Raw genomic sequence first — 18,129 nt, forward strand, 5'->3', positions numbered from 1 at the left:
GGGTCAGAAGCCGAGGTAGGCGTGCCGCAGGTCGGCGTCGTCGCGCAGCCGGGCGGCCGGGGCGGTGGTGACGATCCGGCCCAGGGACATCACCACGCCCTGGTCGGCGATCCAGAGGGCGCTGCGCACGTTCTGCTCGACCAGCAGCACGGTCAGCCCGGTGTCGTCGCGCAGCCGGCGCAGCAGGGCCATGGTCTGGGCGACCACCCGCGGCGCCAGGCCGAGCGACGGCTCGTCGAGCAGCAGCAGGCGGGGCCGGCCGACGAGGGCCCGGCCGAGGGCGAGCATCTGCCGCTCGCCGCCGGAGAGCTGGTGCCCGGGGTGTCGCCGCCGCCGGGCCAGCGGCGCGAAGAGCTGGTAGACCTCGTCGAGGGCGCGGGCGGCGTCGGCCCGGTCGCGCCGCCACAGCCCGCCGAGGCGCAGGTTCTCGTCGACCGTCAGCTCGCCGACCACCCCGCGCCCCTCCGGCACGTGGGCCATGCCGCGACGCACGAGCTGCTCGACCGCGACGCCGCGCAGGTCCTCCCCGGCCAGCACGACCCGGCCAGCCGCTGGGCGGAGCATCCCGGAGAGGGCGCGCAGCAGGGTGGTCTTGCCGGCCCCGTTGGCGCCGACCACCGCCGCGATGGCGCCCCGCGCCACGGTCAGGTCGATCCCGTGCAGCACCGGCGCGCCGCCGTAGCCGGCCACCAGGCCGCGCACCTCGAGCAGGGCCTCGCCCGTCATGCGGCGGCCTCGTCGACCGCCGCGCCGAGGTAGGCGTCGGCGACGGCCTGGTCGTCGCGCACCTCGTCGGGGGTGCCGGCGGCGATCACCCGCCCGAAGTCGAGCACCACGATCTCGTCGCAGACGGACATCACCAGGTCCATGTGGTGCTCCACCAGCAGCACCGCGCAGGGGTCGGTGTCGCGTCGGGGCAGCCCCCGGATCAGCTCCGCCAGCTCGGCGATGTCGTCGGCGCCCAGGCCCCCGGCGGGTTCGTCGAGCAGGAGCAGCCGGGGACGCGCGGCCAGCGCGCGGGCCAGGGCGACCCGCTGGCGTACGGCGAAGGGCAGCGTGCCCGGCGCGGCGTCGGCGTGCCCGGCGATGCCCAGGGTGTCGAGGACGTCGAGGGCGTGCCGGCGCAGCCGGCGCTCGTCGCGGTCGCTGCGGGGCAGGCCGAGCAGGGCGGCGAGGAAGCCGGCGCGGGCCGTGTGGGTGGCCCCGGCCATCACGTTCTCCACCACGCTGAGCCCGGCGAAGAGCCCGGTGCCCTGCAACGTGCGGGCGATGCCGAGCCGGGTGAGCCGGTGCGGGCGCGGGCGCAGCGGCCGGCCGTCGAGGGTCAGCGCGCCCTCGTCCGGCGGGACGAAGCCGCAGACGACGTTGAACAGCGTGGTCTTGCCGGCCCCGTTGGGACCGATCACGCCGACCACCCGGCCGGGCGGCACCCGCAGCGAGACGTCGTCGAGGGCGGTGAGGCCGCCGAAGCGGACCCCGATGTGGTGCAGTGCGAGCCCTTGCTCCATCACCCGTCCCCCCGGCAGCCGCCAGTATTTACACTGGGAGTGTACGTTTCTGACGGGGGCCGTCAATACCTGGGAAGCTCGCGGGCGCGCTCGTCGGCCGCCGCCCGGACCCGGGCGGCGGCCGACGGTTTCTGCACCGACCGGGCAGCGATGCGCCGCGGGGCGGCCGGGGGTGACGGCCGCCCCGGGGAGCGTCAGGCGCTCGGGCAGGTGTTGCGGTACTCCTGGATGGCGGAGCCACTCGGGCCGGGGCAGAGGAACTGCTCGTAGCGGGTGTCGTCGTCGACGAACCGCTTCAACCAGGCGACCGCCTGCCGGGCGGTGGGCGTGTTGACGGTCTGCGGGAAGAAGTGGCTGGCCCCGTTGAGCTCCAGGTACGCCTTTTCGGACGAGGCGGGGATGCTGTTGTAGAACGGCTCCGAGTGCGACGAGACCGGCGCGACGCTGTCGCTCTCCCCGCCGATGATCAGCGTCGGCACCCGGACGTCGGACCAGGACTTGTCCAGGTTCCACGGCGCGAGCGGCACCGCCGCCTGCAACGACGGCCGGGAGACCGCGGCCTCCAGGCTGCCGCCGCCACCCATCGAGTGGCCGGAGACGGCGAGTCGGCTGGCGTCGATCCGGCCGCGTACGGAGCTGCGCTGCGTCAGGTAGTCGAGCGCCGCGAGCAGTTGCCGCCCCCGGCTGTCCGGCTGGTCGAGGCGCGTGTTGGTCTCGATGCCGATCACCACGAAGCCGTGCGAGGCGATCCGCGGCCCGAGCCAGTCGATGCTGGACCAGGCGGCGGTGTAGCCGGGCGAGATGGCGACGGCGCCGAAGGTGCCCTCGGCGGTGCTGGTCGGGTAGTAGATGACGCCGCCGCCGAAGCCGGTGACGCTGAGCGAGGACACGCTCTGCGACGCGGTGGCGAAGGGGCCTCGGCTGGCCTCCAGCAGCGCGACGCTCGGGGCGGGACCGCGCTCGTACGGGTTGGCGGCGGCCTGGGCGGCCGGCGGGGCGGCCAGCGCGCCCGCCGCGGCCAGGACGGCGGCCACGGCCAGGCCGGCGAGGCGGGCGGCGGGACGGGGACGGGCGGTGGTGGTTGGTGATGACACGTCGGGCACTCCCTACGGGACGGGGCATATCGACATGCATCAGTCTTCGACGGCGCCGCCAGCGCCGCATCGGTGAAATCACCAGTCCGCCGCCGAGGAACACCCAGGCCCGCCGTTTTCGCCCGGACTGTCGGGGCAGGGCACTCGATTCCGCGGCCGAAGAAGGAGACGCCGTGTTCGACCCGTTGGAGCACAAAAAAATCCCGCTGGAGAGCCAGATCCGCAACTGGCGCGAACCCAACGTCTAGCCGATCGACCCGGAGGCGGTCGACCCGTACACCCGCTGCCGCGCCCAACCGACCGATCCCGGCGGGTGCGCGCGGGGCGTCCGCCGCCGTGCCCGCGCCGGGGCGGGTGCCGCCGTCGCGTAGGGTCGGCACCGCCCCGGTCCGGCCGCGCCGGACGACCCCTGCCCGCGGAGACGCCCATGCCCGAGATTGGCGGCGCCACGAGGGTGTACGCGCTGCTCGGCGACCCGATCGCCCAGGTGCGCGCCCCCGGGCTGCTCAACCCGGTGCTGGCCCGGCGCGGCACCGACGCGGTGCTCGTCCCGGTCCACGCGGCGCCGGCCGACCTCACCCAGGTGGTGCGGGGGCTGCAACGGGTGGCGAACCTGGACGGGATGCTGGTCACCGTGCCGCACAAGGCGGCCGTGCTGGAACTCGCCGACCGGGCCAGCGACCGCGCCCGCCTGGCCCGCAGCGCCAACGCCCTGCGGCGCGAGCCCGACGGGACGTGGACCGCGGACACCTTCGACGGCGACGGGTTCGTCCGCGGGCTGGCCGGGGCCGGACACCACCCCCGGGGTCGCCGGGCCTGCGTGGTGGGCGCGGGCGGGGCGGGCAGCGCGATCGCGGTGGCGCTGCTCGACGCCGGCGTGGCGGAACTGCGACTCAGCGACACCGACCCGGGCCGGCTGGAGACGCTGCGGCGGCGGCTGTCCGCCGCGTACCCCGGCCGGGTCGACGCGACCGCGCGACCGCGACTGGCCGACGCCGACCTGGCGGTCAACGCCACGCCCCTGGGGCTGCGCCCCGACGATCCGCCGCCGTTCGCGGTGGCGGACCTGCCGGCGCACGCGGTGGTCGCCGACATCATCATGACGCCGGCCGAGACGCTCCTGCTGGCCCAGGCGCGGGCCCGGGGCCTGCGGGCGCACCCGGGAGAGCCGATGCTCGCCCACCAGATCGACGCCTACCTCGACTTCTTCGGGCTGTGACCGACCGGCGGTCCGCCGGAGCCCCGGCGGCCCCCGGCGACCGCCGCCCGGCCCCTGGCCCCCGCCGGCCGCCGGCGCACTGATCATCCTGTCGGGCGGACCTGTTACCGTCGCGCCGCCGCTGCACCAGTCGGACCGGAGGTAGGCGTGATCAGCTCGCACGTGTCGTCGTTCGTCGGATTACCGGTAGTGCCCTTCACCCCGGGGACGACACTCCCCGACGACCCGGCGGCGGTCGCCTGGCGGCTGGAGGTCGAGGACTTCGACGCGGATCCCGAGGAGTTCCTCGGTCTCGTCCGGGCGCTGCGCGAGCAGGTGCCGGCCGACGCGGTGCGCGCACTGGTGATCGGCGAGTGGGGCGAGGCGTACGAGCGGCCCCTGCCGGTCCAGGCGCTGGTCGAGGCCGCCGGGGAGTGGACCGGCCTGCGGGCGCTCTTCCTCGCCGACCTCACCTACGAACAGTGCGAGATCTCCTGGCTCATGCACGGCGACATCACGCCGCTGCTCGCGGCGTACCCGTCGCTGGAGGTGCTCCGGGTGCGCGGGGCGCAGGGCCTGCGGCTGGAGCCGGTCCGGCACACCGGGCTGCGCGAGCTGCACTTCGAGTCCGGCGGGCTGCCGGCCGAGGTGGTCCGGGCCGTCGGCGCGTGCGAGCTGCCGGCCCTGCACCGGCTGGACCTCTGGCTCGGCAGGAAGGACTACGGCGGCGACGCGAGCGCCGAGGACCTGGCGGGGGTCTTCGCCGGCGCCGGCCTGCCGGCCCTGCGTCACCTCGCGGTGTGCAACGCCGAGATCGCCGACGCCGTCGCGGCGGCGGTCGCCACCGCGCCGGTCGTGCCCCGGATCGAGGCGCTCGACCTGTCGATGGGCACCCTGACCGACGAGGGCGCGAAGGCGCTGCTGGCCGGGCAGCCGCTGACCCACCTGACGCACCTCGACCTGCACCACCACTACCTCTCCGAGGAGGCGGCCGCCGCGGTGGTCGCCGCGCTGCCGGGGGTACGGGTCGACCTGTCCGACCCCCAGGTCGCCGAGGACTACGACGGCACCGTCTACCGCTACACCGCGGTCGGGGAGTGAGCGACGATGGCCTTCGGTTCCCACGCGCGCCACTTCGCCGGCCGTCCGGTGGTGGACGTCCCCGCCGACGGGCCGCTGCCCACGGTGGACGGCCCGGTCTCGTGGCGGATCGCCCACTGGCACTTCGACGACGAGACCACGGAGAACTCGCTCTCGGCGGAGTTCCGCGACGCGTTCGACCGGTTCGTCGCGCAGGCCGGCCCGTCCGTGGAGTCCCTGGTCGTCGGCTCCTGGGGCTACGCGGCGTTCCATCCCGCCCCGATCGCGCAACTCTGCGCGGCGGCGTCGCGCCTGCCCGCCCTGCGCGCGCTCTTCCTCGGTGACATCACCTCCGAGGAGTGCGAGGTCTCCTGGATGAGGGTGGGCGACGTCAGCGCGCTGCTGACGGCGTACCCGGCGCTGGAGGTGCTGCGGGTGCGCGGCGGCGAGAACTTCGCGTTCTCTCCCGTACGGCACGCGCGGCTGCGGGAGCTGGCGGTGGAGAGCGGCGGGCTGTCCCGGGCGTTCGTCGGCGCGGTGCTCGACTCCGACCTGCCCGCGCTGACCGACCTGGAGCTGTGGCTCGGTACCTCCGACTACGGCGGCGACGCGCAGGTCGCCGACCTCGCCCCGCTGCTGGCCGGGGAACGGTTCCCGCAGCTGCGCCGGCTGGGCCTGTGCAACTCGGAGATCGCCGACGACCTCGCCCGGGCGCTGGCGTCCGCGCCGGTGGTGCCCCGGCTGCGACGGCTCGACCTGTCGATGGGCACGCTCGGCGACGAGGGGACGACGGCCCTGCTGGCCGGGCAGCCGCTGACCCACCTGGCGGAGCTGGACCTGTCCCACCATTACCTGACGGAGGAGACCGCCGCGTCGCTGGTCGCCGCGCTGCCGGGCGTCGCGGTGGACGTGTCCGACCCGCAGGAGCCCGAGGAGTACGACGGCGAGAGCTACCGCTACACGGCGGTGTCGGAGTGACATGCGCCTGACCGTCGTCGGCAACCCCGGCAACCGCCGGGTCGGCCTGTTCACCCGGGCGGTCCTCGATGCCGGCCTGCCCCGGCCGGCGGTGCTGCCCTGGGCCGACGTGCTGGCCGGAGCGGCGCCACCGGCGGCCGGGGCGCTGGTGCGGGTGGACTCGCCCGGCGAGGACGCCGAGGTGGACCGGCTGCTGCGCCGGTCCGCCTCGCCGGCGCGGCACGGCGAGCTGATCGGCCTGGCCGACACGTACGCCGGGCTGCTGCGGGGCCTGGACCGGGTCGCCGCCGGCGGCGCGGAGCTGCTCAACGACCCGGCGGACGTCGCGGCGCTGTGCGACAAGCGGCGCTGCCACGCCCGGCTGTCGGCCGCCGGGGTGCCGGTGCCGGCCGCGCTGCCCCCGGTGCACGGGTGGCAGGAGCTGCGGGCGGCGATGGCGGCGGCCCGCTGGAGCCGCGTGTTCGTCAAGCCCGCGCACGGCTCGTCGGCCGCCGGGGTCGTCGCGCTGGCCGTGGCCGGAGGGCGGGTGCAGGCGGTCACCACGATCGAGGCGACCCCGGACGGGTTGTTCAACTCGCTGCGCCCCCGCCGCTACACCGACGAGGCCGAGGTCGCCGCCATGGTCGACCGGATCGCCGCCGACGGCCTGCACGTGGAGCGGTGGCTGCCCAAGGCGGGGCTCGGCGACCGGGTGGTCGACCTGCGGGTGGTCGCGGTCGCGGGGCGGCCCACCCACGCCGTGGTGCGCGCCGCCCGGGGGCCGCTGACCAACCTGCACCTGGGCAACGCGCGCGGGGACCTCGCCGAGCTGCGCGCGGCGGCCGGGCCGGCGGCGTGGGCGGCGGCGATGGAGACGTGCGAGCGGGCGGCCACGTGTTTCCCCCGCACCCTCCAGGTCGGCATCGACCTGATGTTCCTGCTCGGCTGGCGGCGCCACGCGGTGGCCGAGGTCAACGCCTTCGGCGACCTGCTGCCGGGGGTCCTCACCGACGGCCGGGACACCTATGCCGAGCAGGTGCGCGCCCTGACCGACGGCCGGTGGGACCGCTGGCGGTCGGCGGCCGGCCGGACGCCGCCGGGCGGCGACGCGGCGCGGCCCGCCGGCACTGTCGGGCGGGAGGTGCTCGCGTGCGCAGTCTGATCGGCAGCCACGACCTGCTCCTGCTCACCCTCGACACGCTGCGCCACGACGTCGCCGCCGACCTGGCCGCGCGGGGGCGCACGCCGCACCTGGCGCGGGCCCTGCCCGGCGGCCGGTGGGAGCGACGGCACTCCCCCGCCAGCTTCACCTACGCCGCGCACCACGCGTTCTTCGCCGGCTTCCTGCCCACCCCGGTCACCCCGGGCCGGCACGAGCGGCTGTACGCGGCGGCGTTCCCCGGCAGCGAGACGTCCGGCGCCGACACGTGGGTGTTCGACGCGCCCGACCTGCCCACGGCGCTCGCCGACGTCGGCTACCACACGCTCTGCCTGGGCGGGGTCGGCTTCTTCAACCGGCGCAGCCCGCTCGGGGCGGTGCTGCCGGGCCTGTTCGCCGAGGCGCACTGGGAGCCGGAGTTCGGGGTCACCTCCCCCACCTGCCTCGACGCGCAGCTCGACCGGCTGGCCGAGGTGCTGCCGCGGGTGCCGGCGCGGCAGCCGCTGTTCACGTTCCTCAACGTCGCCGCCCTGCACCAGCCCAACCGGCACCACCTGCCCGGGGCGCAGGTCGACGACCTGGCCAGCCACGCCGCGGCCCTGGAGTACGTCGACGGCCGGATCGACCGGCTGTTCGCCCTGCTCACCGGCCGGGGTCGGCCGGTGTTCGCGATCGTCTGCTCCGACCACGGCACCGCCTACGGGGAGGACGGCCACACCGGCCACCGGATCGGCCACGACGTGGTGTGGACGGTCCCGTACGCCCACTTCGTCCTGCGACCGGGGGAATGGTGACCAGCACCGACACGGGCCTCGACGGCTCGCCGTACCAGCAGTACCTCTACGCGTACCCGCACAAGACCTCCTACCGGCCGCTGCGACCGCGCCCGCTGCTGGCGGACGTGTGGCGGGCCGAGGCGCGCGAGGCGCTCTTCCTCTACGTGCACCTGCCGTTCTGCGAGATGCGCTGCGGCTTCTGCAACCTGTTCACCCGCGCCAACGCGCCCGCCGAGCAGGTGACCGACTACCTCCGGCAGTTGCGCCGGCAGGCGGGACGGGTCGCCGACGCGCTGGGCGGCGACGCCGGCTACGCCCGCGTGGCGTTCGGCGGCGGCACCCCCACCTACCTGACCGCCGACGAGCTGACCGAGCTGTTCGGCATCGCCACCGCGATGGGGGCCCGGCTGCCGGGCGTACCGCTGTCGGTGGAGACCTCGCCGGCGACCGCGACGCCGGAGCGGCTCGCGGTGCTGGCCGCGCACGGCACCACCCGGGTGAGCATCGGCGTGCAGAGCTTCCTCGACGCCGAGGCCCGCGCCGCCGGCCGGCCGCAGCGCCGCACGGAGGTGGAGGCGGCCCTGGCCGCGATCCGCGACGCCCGGATCCCCGTGCTCAACATCGACCTGATCTACGGCATCGACGGGCAGACCGCCGACACCTGGCGGGAGAGCCTCGACGCGGCCCTGGCGTGGCGGCCCGAGGAGCTGTACCTCTACCCGCTGTACGTGCGGCCGCTGACCGGCCTCGGCCGGCGGGCCCACGGGCGCGCGGACTGGGACGCCCAGCGGCTCGCCCTCTACGAGCAGGCGGTGGCGACGCTGGGCGCGGCCGGCTACCGGCAGGAGTCGATGCGGCAGTTCCGCCGCGCCGACGCGCCCACCCCGGACGGGCCGGACTACTGCTGCCAGGACGACGGCATGGTGGGCCTGGGCTGCGGCGCCCGCTCCTACACCACGTCCCTGCACTACTCGTTCGACTACGCGGTCGGCGTGTCGCAGGTGCGCGCGGTGCTCGACGACTACCTGGCCCGCCCGGCCGACGACTTCCGCTTCGCCGAGTTCGGGTTCGCCCTCGATGGCGCCGAGCAGCGCCGCCGGTGGCTGCTCAAGTCGCTGCTGCGCGCCGAGGGGGTCGACGTGGCGGCCTACCGGGCCCGCTTCGGCGCGCTTCCGGGCGACGACTTCCCCGAGCTGGGCACGCTGGCCGAGCGCGGGTGGGCCGGCGACGGCGGGCTGCGGCTGACGCCGGCCGGGCTGGCCCGCTCCGACGCGATCGGCCCGTGGCTGACTTCCGCCCGGGTACGCGACGCGATGACCGGGTACGTGCCGAGGTGAACCTCGCGATCCTCTACCGGGGTCCCCTGGCGAGCTGCAACTACGACTGCCCGTACTGCCCGTTCGCCAAGCGGCGGGACCCGCCGGAGCTGCTGCGCGCCGACCGGGCGGCGCTGGACCGGTTCGCCGGCTGGGTGGCGGCCACCTCCGACGTGCGGCTGTCGGTGCTGTTCACCCCGTGGGGCGAGGGGCTGACCCGCCGCTGGTACCGCGACGCGATGGTGTCGCTGTCGCACCTGCCGCACGTCGAGCGGGTCGTCATCCAGACCAACCTGGCCGCCCGGGTGGACTGGCTGGCCGACGCCGATCCGCGCGCCGTCGCCCTCTGGGCCACCTACCACCCCGGCCAGGTGGACCGGGACCGTTTCCTGGGCCGCTGCGCCCGGCTGACCGAGCTGGGCGTGCGCTACTCCGTCGGCGTGGTCGGCCTGCCGGAGCACCTCGCCGAGGCGCGGGCGCTGCGCGCCGCCCTGCCCGCCGAGGTCTACCTGTGGGTGAACGCCGCCGAGGGCCGGCGCTACGACGCGGCCGAGGAGGCGACCTGGACGGAGCTGGATCCGCTGTTCGGCTGGAGCGCCCGCCCGCACGTGTCGCTCGACCGTCCGTGCCACGCGGGCGAGACGGCGATCTCGGTGCGCGGCGACGGCACCGTGCGCCGCTGCCACTTCATCGACGAGCCGATCGGCAACCTCTACGACGGGTCGTGGCGCTCGGCGCTGCGACCGCGGCCGTGCGGCAACGCGGTCTGCGACTGCCACATCGGGTACGTCCACCTCAAGCCGCTCGGCCTGCGGGACGTCTTCGCCGGCGGGGTCCTGGAACGCATCCCGGCCGCCTGGCCGCCCGTACGCCGGCCGGTGCCGCTGGCCGCGCCGGTGCACGGCACGGTGGCCGTTGCCGTGCCGCCTCCGCCGGCGTAGCGCGGAGCGGGCCGGCGAACCGGCGCACGCACGCCGCCGGAGGTGGAACGGGGGCGGTACGGCGCAGGCCGGACCGCCCCCGCACGGGTTGGCTCAGTGCGCGCCGGGCAGGACGGCAGCCGCCTCCTCCTTGGCCCGCCGCTCCTCACCGCTGAGGGTGTGCAGCGGCTTCTCCCGGATGAACAGCACCACCACCAGGGCGAGCACCGCGAAGGGGGTGGCCACCAGGAACAGCTCGCCGGTCGCGGTGCCGTACACGTCCTGGATGATCCTCAGCACCGGCTCGGGCAGGGCGGACAGGTCGGGCACCTCGGTGGAGCCTTCCCCGCCCGGGGCGCCGCCGGCCAGCGGGCCGAGCTTCTCCGCGCTCAGCGAGGCGACCCGGTTGGCCAGCACCGCGCCGAGCGCGCTGACGCCGATCGTGCCGCCCATGCTGCGGAAGAAGGTCAGCACGGAGGTGGCCGCGCCCAGCTCGTGGGCCGGCACGTCGTTCTGCGCCGCGAGGACGAGGTTCTGCATGAGCATGCCGACGCCGATGCCGAGCACCGCCATGTAGACGCTGAGCAGCAGGATGCTGGTCTCGGCGTCGATGGTGGCCAGCAGCAGCATGCCGGCGACCATCACGGCGGCCCCGGCCACCAGGTAACGCTTCCAGCGGCCGTACTTGGTGATCAGCTGGCCGGCGACCGTCGACGAGACCAGCAGGCCCAGGATCATCGGCAGGCTCATCAGGCCCGCCACGGTCGGCGACTTGCCGAGCGAGAGCTGGAAGTACTGGGAAAGGAACACGGTGCCGCCGAACATCGCCACGCCGACCAGGATGCTGGCGATGGTGGTCAGCGAAACCGTCCGGTTGCGGAAGATGTCCAGCGGCACGATCGGCTCGTCCGCGCGGGACTCCACCCAGACGGCCAGCGCCAGCAGGGCGAGACCGCCGCCGACCATCAGCGCCGTCCAGCCCGAGGCCCAGGCGAACTTGTTGCCGGCCAGCGACGACCAGACCAGCACGGTGGAGACGCCGGAGGTGATGAGCAGCGCGCCCAGCCAGTCGATCTTCACCTTGCGGCGGGGGGCCACCGGCAGGTGCAGGGTGCGCTGGAGCAGGAAGATGGAGAGCAGGGAGAACGGGACGCCGATCAGGAAGCACCAGCGCCAGCCGAGCCAGGAGGTGTCCACCAGCACGCCGCCGATCAGCGGCCCGGCGATGGTGCCGACGCCGAACACCGCGCCGAAGATGCCGGCGTAGCGGCCCAGCTCGCGGGGCGGGATCATGGCCGCCATCACGATGGTGGCCAGGGCGGTCATGCCGCCGGCGCCGATGCCCTGCACGACCCGGCTGACCAGGAGCACCTCGACGTTCGGGGTGAGCCCGGCGATCAGCGAGCCGATCACGAAGAGGCCGAGGGAGAGCTGGATCAGCAGCTTCTTGCTGTAGAGGTCGGCCATCTTGCCCCACAGCGGCACGGTCGCCGTCATGGCCAGCAGCTCGGTGGTGACGATCCACGTATAGACGGTCTGGGTGCCGTTCAGGTCGGCGATGATGCGCGGCAGCGCGTTCGCCACGACCGTGGAGGCGAGGATCGACACGAACATGCCGACCATCAGGCCGGAGAGTGCCTGGAGCACCTCGCGGCGGGACATGCGGCCGGCGCCGACCTTCAGGGGCTCGGCGGGCACGGTGGCGGTCATGGACCTTCCTTACCGGGTACGGGTTTCACGGCCTCCCGGGCACCTTTCCCGGAAGGGGCTTGCGGGTCAGGGCCGGTCGGGTTGCGGCAGCCCCGCGGCGAGGGCGGCGAACGCCTCGTCGACGAGGTCGGCCAGGTCCGGCCGGTCGGGGTGGGCGGCCCACCGGGTCATGGCGTGGCGCAGCGCTGCGCCCGTCACGGCGGTGACCAGCGCCGGGTAGCCGTGGTCGGGTTCGACGCCCGCCCGCGCCGCGACGACCTCGACGATGGCGCGTTCCGTCTCGGCGTTGCCGGCCAGCAGGCGGGGCAGCAGCGCGGGATTGTGCGCCACGACGTCCATCCGCAGGCACCACAGCTCGCGCTCGGCGCGTACCTCGTCGATCACCTCGTCGAGGGCCGTCCGCAGCGCGGTCAGCACCGGCACCTCGGGCGGCACGGCGGCCAGCCGGGCCACCAGGCGCGCCGCGTCGCCCGCCTGGTCACCGACCAGGGCGTCGTCCTTGCAGGCGAAGTAGTTGAAGAAGGTACGCGGGGAGACGTCGGCCGCCTCGCTGATCTCCTCCACCGTCACCTGGGCCAGGCCGCGCTCGGCGACCAGGCGCAGGGCCGCCTCGGTCAGCGCGGCCCGGGTCTGGCGCTTCTTGCGGTCGCGCCGCCCGGGAGCGGATTCGGTGCCGGCGGGATTCACGCGCCGGACACTACTAGCGATCTTGCAGGTACTGCAATGTTTTATTGTGTGAAGTGACGCCGGCCATCCCGCGGGGCCGGTCCCGGGGTCGCCGGGCGGCACCGGAAGCGGCGGCGGGCCCGGCCGGGACGCTCCGTCCGGGCCCGCCGCCGTACGGGTCACGGGTAGTTCGTCAGGTACACCACCTGGTTGGCGGTGTTGGCGGTGCCGCCGACGCCGTTGACCACCCGGTTGATCGTGCCCACGCCACCGAGGGAGACGGTGACCATGTTGGTGAACCGGACGTTCGGGTTGGTCGGCGCCTCGATGGCGCGGTCCGCGACGACCGCGGGGTTGACGTTGAAGTAGCAGTAGCTGCCCATCCCCCACGCCTGGTGGCTGCTCACCCCGTCGGCCACCTTGTACGCCGCGTAGCCACGGGTGGCCCCGTTCATCCAGGCGGCCTGGTTCGGCGGGTCGTACGGCATCTCGTTCTGGTAGAAGTACGTCCGGCCGCCGTTGCCGTTCCAGACGGTCTGGTACCGCTGGTAGTGCTCGACGAAGAGGCCGTACATGGTCACGTCGTCGCCGTTGACCGTCAGGCCGGTGTCGGCCGTGTTCACCGCCCAGCCGACGCCGTCGCCGTGGTCGGCGCGCCACAGCCACATGTGGTCGCCGATCACGTGGTCGCTGTTGACGGTCAACGTGTTGGTGGCCCGGCCGACGCCCGGCCCGCCGATGCGGAAGAAGACGTCGTGCAGCGAGGTCGGGTTGGCCGCGTGGCTGGCCGCCGAGCCGGGCGGCCCGACCTCCATCAGCACCGGCGAGTTGACCTGGCCGGCCTCGAACATGATGCCCGCCACCTTCACGCCGTCCACGTCGGCGACCCGCATCGCGACGGTGCCGTTGTCGGCCTGGATGGTCGCCAGGCCGAGGCCGAGGACCACCGTGTCGGGGCGGTCCACCCGGATCGGCTCGGTGACGTGGTGCACGCCCGGGGTGAACAGCAGGTGCCGGCCCTGGGCGAGCGCCGCGTTGATGGTCGCCGCACCGGTGCCCGGCCGCACGACGTAGAACTGGCTCAGCGAGAGGGAGGAGCCGGCCGGGGTCCTGCCGTACCAGCTGGTGCCGGTGGAGTTGGTGCGCAGCGCCGGCACGAAGACCCGGTACTCGCCGGTGCCGTCGACGTAGAGGAAGGGCTTCTCTCGGATCTGCGGGGTCTGCGGGACGACGGTGTGCGAGGGGTTCGGGAAGTGCGGCGGCGGGGCGCCGGTGACGCCCTGGAAGACCATGTTCCACACCGAGCCGGTCCAGCCGTTGCCGAACTCGCTGTTGCGCGAGTACCACTGCTGCTGCGAGCCGGAGACGACCAGGCCGTCGATCCTGGTGTCGGCCATCAGGCCGCCGCTGGACCAGCCGTCGCCGCCGTTCCAGAGCTGGATCTGGTTCTGCGCGCCGCGCAGGTGCATCCGCCGGTACGGCGCGGCCTGCGAGACCGCCCAGCGCTCCACGCTCACCCCGGCCGGCAGGGTCACCGAGAGGTTCTCGGCGGCCCGCCAGAAGTTCTGCGTGGCGTTGCCGCCCATCCAGAACGCCTCGACCCGGACGTGCCCGTTGAGGTTGACGTCGTCGGGGCTCATGCCGAGGCCGGCGACCTGGGTGAAGAAGCCGAGGTTGACGTCGGCGGTGTAGCTGCCGGGCTTGAACAGCACCGCGTAGCGCTCGGGGCCGAACTGGTTGCGCTCCTGCTGGGCGAAGAGCGTGTTCAGCCGGTTCTGGATGGTGGCGGTCGGGGTGGACGGGTCGAAGACGAAGGTGTTCGGCCCGAGGTTCGGGTTGCGGGGGTCGGTCGGCTCCACGGGAGGGGCGTCGCCGCCTGTCACGTTCACCGCCAGCTCCCAGAGCGAGTAGCCGTAGGCGGTGGCGCGCGTCGTGCCGTACACCCGCAGGTAGCGACCGCTGCCGGCGACGGTGAGCGACTGGCTGCCGCCGGCGCCGGTGGTGGTGCCGTACACGGTGGTCCAGGAGCTGCCGTCGGTCGAGGTCTGGAGCTGGAACGCCCGCGCGTACGCGGCCTCCCAGGTCAGCACCACGCGGCAGATCGACCGGACGGTGCCGAGGTCCACCCGCAGCCACTGGGGGTCGGCGGCGGCGCTGGCCCAGCGGGTGCCGGGGTTGCCGTCGACCGCCGCCGAGGCGGGGAGCCCGGCGTTCTCCACCGACGACGCGGTGGCCGGCTGGCCCTGGGCGACGTTGGCGCTGCCGCAGGTCGGCGCGGTGCCGCCGGCCTCGCCGTAGACCTGGAACTCCCAGAGGGAGTAGCCGTAGCCGGTGCCGCGCGCGGTGCCGTGCATCCGGACGTACCGGCCGGCGCCCGTCACGCTCACCGTCTGGGTGCCGCCGGTGCCGGCGGTGGTGCTGTGCACGGTGGTCCAGGCCGCGCCGTCGTCGGAGGTCTGGATCGTAAAGGCCCGGCCGTAGGCGCCCTCCCAGGACAGGACCACCTGGCTGAGGGTGGCCCGGGTGCCGAGGTCGACCTGGATCCACTGGGGGTCGCTGAAGGCGCTGGCCCAGCGGGTGCCGGCGTCGCCGTCGACCGCGGCGGACGCCGGGGTGCCGGCGTTCTCCGTCGACGAGGCGGTCGCGGGGCGGCCCTGGGACAGCAGGCTCGGGGCGGCCTGCGCCGGGAGCGTCGCGGCGGCGGGGGTGAGCGCCGCGACGAGGAGCAGCGCGAGGCCGATGAGCAACCGCCGGGCGGGTCGTCCTGGCGGCGGCGTCGGGCGTACGGATGTAGCGCGAGATGTCATGACTTCGCCTGTCGATAGAGGGTGGGGGACCTCGGGCGTGACGGGATGACGAAGGGGGCCGCGGCACTGCGGGGCGGCGACGCCGGACGGTGCCGGGACGGGAGAGAGCGCTCTCGTCCGAGTGTTGCGGCGTCGTCGCGCAGCCGTCAAGACATCGATAAATAACGCTGTTATTTATCCGTGAAGTTCGATTTGCTCGGTAACCCGCCGATTCGCCGACCGCACCCCGCCGGCCGTGAGCAGCCGGGCGATCGGCAGCGTCGCCGCGCCGAGCGCCACCGCGTCGACGCCCAGCAGACCCAGCTCGATCGAGGCCTGCTCGTACGGCTGGCGCAGCGCCTGGCGGCCGGCGGCCTCCCGCACGGCCGGCAGCAGGCCGCCCAGCGCCATGCCGGCCCAGCCCCCGAGCACGACCCGCTCCGGGTTGAACAGGTTGATCAGGTTGGCCACCCCGGCGCCCAGGTACTCGGCCGTCTCGTCCAGCACCCGCCGGGCGGCGGCCGAGGCGCCGGCCGCGTCGATCAGGGCCGCCAGTTGGGACTCCTCGTCGTCGCCCGGGACCGGGTGGCCGCCCCGGGCCTCGCGGTAGCGGTCGATGACGGCCTCCGCGCCGACGTACGCCTCCAGGCAGCCGCGGGCCCCGCAGCGGCAGGGCCGCCCGCCGTAGACCAGGGTGGTGTGCCCCCACTCCCCCGCGCTGCTGGAGGCGCCCCGGTAGGTCACCCCGTTGGTCACCACCGCGGTGCCGACCCCCGAACCGACGAGCGCGAAGACGGCGTGCCGGGCCCCCCGGCCCGCGCCGAACCACATCTCCGCCTGGCCGAGCGTCTTCGCGCCGTTGTCGACGTGCAGCGGGAGGTCGGTGCCCGCCGCGATCAGCCGCTCCAACGGCACCCGGTCCCAGCCGAGCGACTGGGCGTGCACCACGGCCTCCCGGCCCTGCTCGACCACCCCGGAGACGCCGATGCCGACGCCGAGCACCTCGTCGACGGCCACCCCGGCCCGGGCGGTGACCGCGTCGATGCCGGCCAGCACGTGCCCGGCCACCTCCGCCGGCTCCGTGCGCCGGGGATCGAGCGGGTACGCGACGCTGGCCAGTTGGGCCATCGCGAAGTCGAACAGCTCCACCCGGACCCGGGTCTCCCCGACGTCCACCCCGACGACGAACGCGAAGCGCGGCGCGACCCGCAGCATCATGCTGGGCCGACCGCCGTCGGACTCGGCGGCGCCCGCCTCGGCGATCAGCCCCTCGTCGATCAGGTCGGCGACCACGTTGCTGACCGCCGGCTGGCTCAGCCCCGTGCTGCGGACCAGAGCCTGCCGGGTGAGCGGGCCGTCCAGGAAGACCTTCGACAGCAGGGCGGACCGGTTCCGCAGCCGGACGCCCCGGTTGGTCGCGCGCGCCAACTCCACCTGCCACCTCGATCTCCTCGGCCCCGGGAGCGACTGTACGACCCCGTGCTTGACGGCCCCTCGGCCAACCACTTTAATGACCACATTCATTAAGTCGTGATGGAACTGTCGAGCCGTCGGCCTCCGCCGGCGCGCCCCGCCCACCGTCCGCCGGCGCCCTCACCCCCGTTCCCCGACCCGACGCCGGCGACCCCCACCACGTGCAACGGAAGGGCCCGAACGTGTCGAGACGACACCTCGCGATACTGACGGCGGCCGTGCTGGCCGCCACCACGCTCACCGCCTGCGGCGACTCCGGGGACTCCTCCGGCGCGGCCGGGAAGACCCTCACCTACTGGGCCAGCAACCAGGGCGCCAGCCTGGAGGCCGACAAGCAGACCCTCCAGCCGGAACTGGACAAGTTCGAACAGCAGACCGGCATCAAGGTCAATGTCGAGGTGGTGCCCTGGTCGGACCTGCTCAACCGGCTGCTCACCGCCGCCACCTCCGGCCAGGGCCCGGACGTGGTCAACATCGGCAACACCTGGTCGGCGTCGTTGCAGGCCACCGGCGCGCTCGTCGAGTTCGACGACGCCACCCTCGCCAAGGTCGGCGGCAAGGACCGGTTCGTGCCCGCCGCGCTGGCCGCCGCGGGCGCGCCCGGCAAGCCGCCGGCCGCGGTGCCGCTCTACAGCCTCGCCTACGCCCTCTACTACAACAAGCAGGCGTTCGCCGACGCCGGCGTCACCAGCCCGCCCACCACCTGGGAGCAGGTGGCCGAGGTCGGCCGCAAGCTGACCGGCGGCGACCGCTGGGGCCTCGCCGTCGAGGGCGCCAACCCGTCGGAGAACGCCCACCACGCCTTCACCTTCAGCCAGCAGTACGGCGGCGAGTGGTTCGACTCCGCCGGCAAGCCGACCTTCGACACCCCGCAGAACGTCACCGCCGTCAAGCGGTACGTCGACCTGATGGCCGTCGACAGGATCGTCAACCCGAGCAACGCCGAGTACGCGCAGAACCAGTCGGTCTCCGACTTCGCCAACGGCAAGGCGGCCATGCTGCTCTGGCAGGCCGCCGGGTCCAACCTGAAGTCGCAGAACATGGCCCCCGACGCGTACGGGATCGCCCCGGTGCCCTTCCCCGCCGCCCCGCCGGCCGGCGGCAAGAAGGTCAACAGCATGGTCGCCGGGATCAACATCGCGGTGTTCAAGCACACCAGGAACCGCGAAGCCGCGCTGGAGTTCGTCAAGTTCATGACCAGCGACGCCGAGCAGGTGGCGCTGAACAGGACGTACGGCTCGCTGCCCGCCGTCGCCACCGTCGCCGGCGACCCGGCGTTCGCCGCGCCGGAGCAGAAGGTGCTCCAGCAGACCCTCGCCACCACGGCGGCGCCGCTGCCCCAGGTGCCCGACGAGAGCACCTTCGAGACCCTCGTCGGCACCGCCATCAAGGAACTCTTCGCCGACGCCGCCAGCGGCAGACCGGTCACCGAGGAGAGCGTCCGGCAGAAGCTGACCCGGGCCCAGCAGCAGATGCGCTGACCCGC

The 18,129-nt window shown here is 74.4% G+C and carries 15 protein-coding genes; 8 read left to right on the top strand and 7 right to left on the bottom strand.

The genetic code is table 11. The annotated features are described in order from the left end of the window. Positions 1 to 3 precede the first annotated feature (3 nt). The 3 genes from ACN27A_RS07130 to ACN27A_RS07140 all read right to left on the bottom strand — a co-directional run bounded on the left by ACN27A_RS07130 (position 4) and on the right by ACN27A_RS07140 (position 2,602). Entirely contained in the window at positions 4 to 726 is a 723-nt protein-coding gene (locus ACN27A_RS07130; protein ID WP_421450550.1) for an ABC transporter ATP-binding protein, read from the bottom strand. Further along, positions 723 to 1,508: an ABC transporter ATP-binding protein gene (locus ACN27A_RS07135; RefSeq protein ID WP_421450552.1), complete on the bottom strand. Its 786-nt coding sequence runs from the start codon at positions 1,506 to 1,508 to the stop codon at positions 723 to 725. Before ACN27A_RS07135 ends, ACN27A_RS07130 begins: the two co-directional genes overlap by 4 nt. A gap of 194 nt (positions 1,509 to 1,702) precedes the next feature. Beyond that, a complete protein-coding gene (locus ACN27A_RS07140; RefSeq protein ID WP_421450554.1) occupies positions 1,703 to 2,602 on the bottom strand; it encodes an alpha/beta hydrolase family protein in 900 nt (299 codons plus the stop codon). 427 nt (positions 2,603 to 3,029) lie between these two features. On the opposite strand from ACN27A_RS07140, the gene ACN27A_RS07145 reads away from it, so the two are divergent. The 7 genes from ACN27A_RS07145 to ACN27A_RS07175 all read left to right on the top strand — a co-directional run bounded on the left by ACN27A_RS07145 (position 3,030) and on the right by ACN27A_RS07175 (position 10,029). Continuing rightward, positions 3,030 to 3,821: a shikimate dehydrogenase family protein gene (locus ACN27A_RS07145; protein WP_421450556.1), complete on the top strand. Its 792-nt coding sequence runs from the start codon at positions 3,030 to 3,032 to the stop codon at positions 3,819 to 3,821. Between the two features lie 147 nt (positions 3,822 to 3,968). Continuing rightward, the gene (locus ACN27A_RS07150; RefSeq protein WP_421450558.1) at positions 3,969 to 4,901 is read left to right on the top strand and encodes an STM4015 family protein; all 933 of its coding nucleotides are present in this window, start codon (positions 3,969 to 3,971) and stop codon (positions 4,899 to 4,901) included. 6 nt (positions 4,902 to 4,907) lie between these two features. Further along, positions 4,908 to 5,858, top strand: a complete 951-nt coding sequence (locus tag ACN27A_RS07155) for an STM4015 family protein (protein WP_421450560.1) — start codon at positions 4,908 to 4,910, stop codon at positions 5,856 to 5,858. A gap of 1 nt (position 5,859) precedes the next feature. After that, the gene (locus ACN27A_RS07160; protein ID WP_421450562.1) at positions 5,860 to 6,999 is read left to right on the top strand and encodes an STM4014 family protein; all 1,140 of its coding nucleotides are present in this window, start codon (positions 5,860 to 5,862) and stop codon (positions 6,997 to 6,999) included. Further along, a complete protein-coding gene (locus tag ACN27A_RS07165; RefSeq protein ID WP_421450564.1) occupies positions 6,987 to 7,790 on the top strand; it encodes an STM4013/SEN3800 family hydrolase in 804 nt (267 codons plus the stop codon). Before ACN27A_RS07160 ends, ACN27A_RS07165 begins: the two co-directional genes overlap by 13 nt. After that, positions 7,787 to 9,109 carry an STM4012 family radical SAM protein gene (locus ACN27A_RS07170; RefSeq protein WP_421450566.1) on the top strand — a complete coding sequence of 441 codons (1,323 nt, stop codon included), beginning with the start codon at positions 7,787 to 7,789 and terminating at the stop codon, positions 9,107 to 9,109. Before ACN27A_RS07165 ends, ACN27A_RS07170 begins: the two co-directional genes overlap by 4 nt. After that, complete coding sequence (locus ACN27A_RS07175) at positions 9,106 to 10,029, top strand: STM4011 family radical SAM protein (protein ID WP_421450568.1); 924 nt, start codon at positions 9,106 to 9,108, stop codon at positions 10,027 to 10,029. Before ACN27A_RS07170 ends, ACN27A_RS07175 begins: the two co-directional genes overlap by 4 nt. A 93-nt stretch (positions 10,030 to 10,122) precedes the next feature. Here ACN27A_RS07175 and ACN27A_RS07180 read toward each other — a convergent pair whose 3' ends face one another. The 4 genes from ACN27A_RS07180 to ACN27A_RS07195 all read right to left on the bottom strand — a co-directional run bounded on the left by ACN27A_RS07180 (position 10,123) and on the right by ACN27A_RS07195 (position 16,604). Beyond that, on the bottom strand, positions 10,123 to 11,718 hold the full coding sequence (locus ACN27A_RS07180) for an MDR family MFS transporter (protein WP_421450570.1): 1,596 nt from the start codon (positions 11,716 to 11,718) through the stop codon (positions 10,123 to 10,125). 66 nt (positions 11,719 to 11,784) lie between these two features. Then, positions 11,785 to 12,405, bottom strand: a complete 621-nt coding sequence (locus tag ACN27A_RS07185) for a TetR family transcriptional regulator (RefSeq protein WP_421450572.1) — start codon at positions 12,403 to 12,405, stop codon at positions 11,785 to 11,787. Between the two features lie 158 nt (positions 12,406 to 12,563). Then, complete coding sequence (locus ACN27A_RS07190) at positions 12,564 to 15,191, bottom strand: discoidin domain-containing protein (protein WP_421450574.1); 2,628 nt, start codon at positions 15,189 to 15,191, stop codon at positions 12,564 to 12,566. A gap of 174 nt (positions 15,192 to 15,365) precedes the next feature. Next, on the bottom strand, positions 15,366 to 16,604 hold the full coding sequence (locus ACN27A_RS07195; protein ID WP_421450575.1) for an ROK family transcriptional regulator: 1,239 nt from the start codon (positions 16,602 to 16,604) through the stop codon (positions 15,366 to 15,368). Positions 16,605 to 16,825: 221 nt separating this feature from the next. Here ACN27A_RS07195 and ACN27A_RS07200 point away from each other — a divergent pair, with 221 nt between their 5' ends. Then, positions 16,826 to 18,124, top strand: coding sequence for an ABC transporter substrate-binding protein (locus tag ACN27A_RS07200; protein ID WP_421450577.1), 1,299 nt, complete (start codon positions 16,826 to 16,828; stop codon positions 18,122 to 18,124). Positions 18,125 to 18,129 lie beyond the last annotated feature (5 nt).

This window comes from Micromonospora sp. WMMD737 (assembly GCF_049179055.1).
Taxonomy (GTDB): Bacteria; Actinomycetota; Actinomycetes; order Mycobacteriales; family Micromonosporaceae; genus Micromonospora; species Micromonospora reichwaldensis.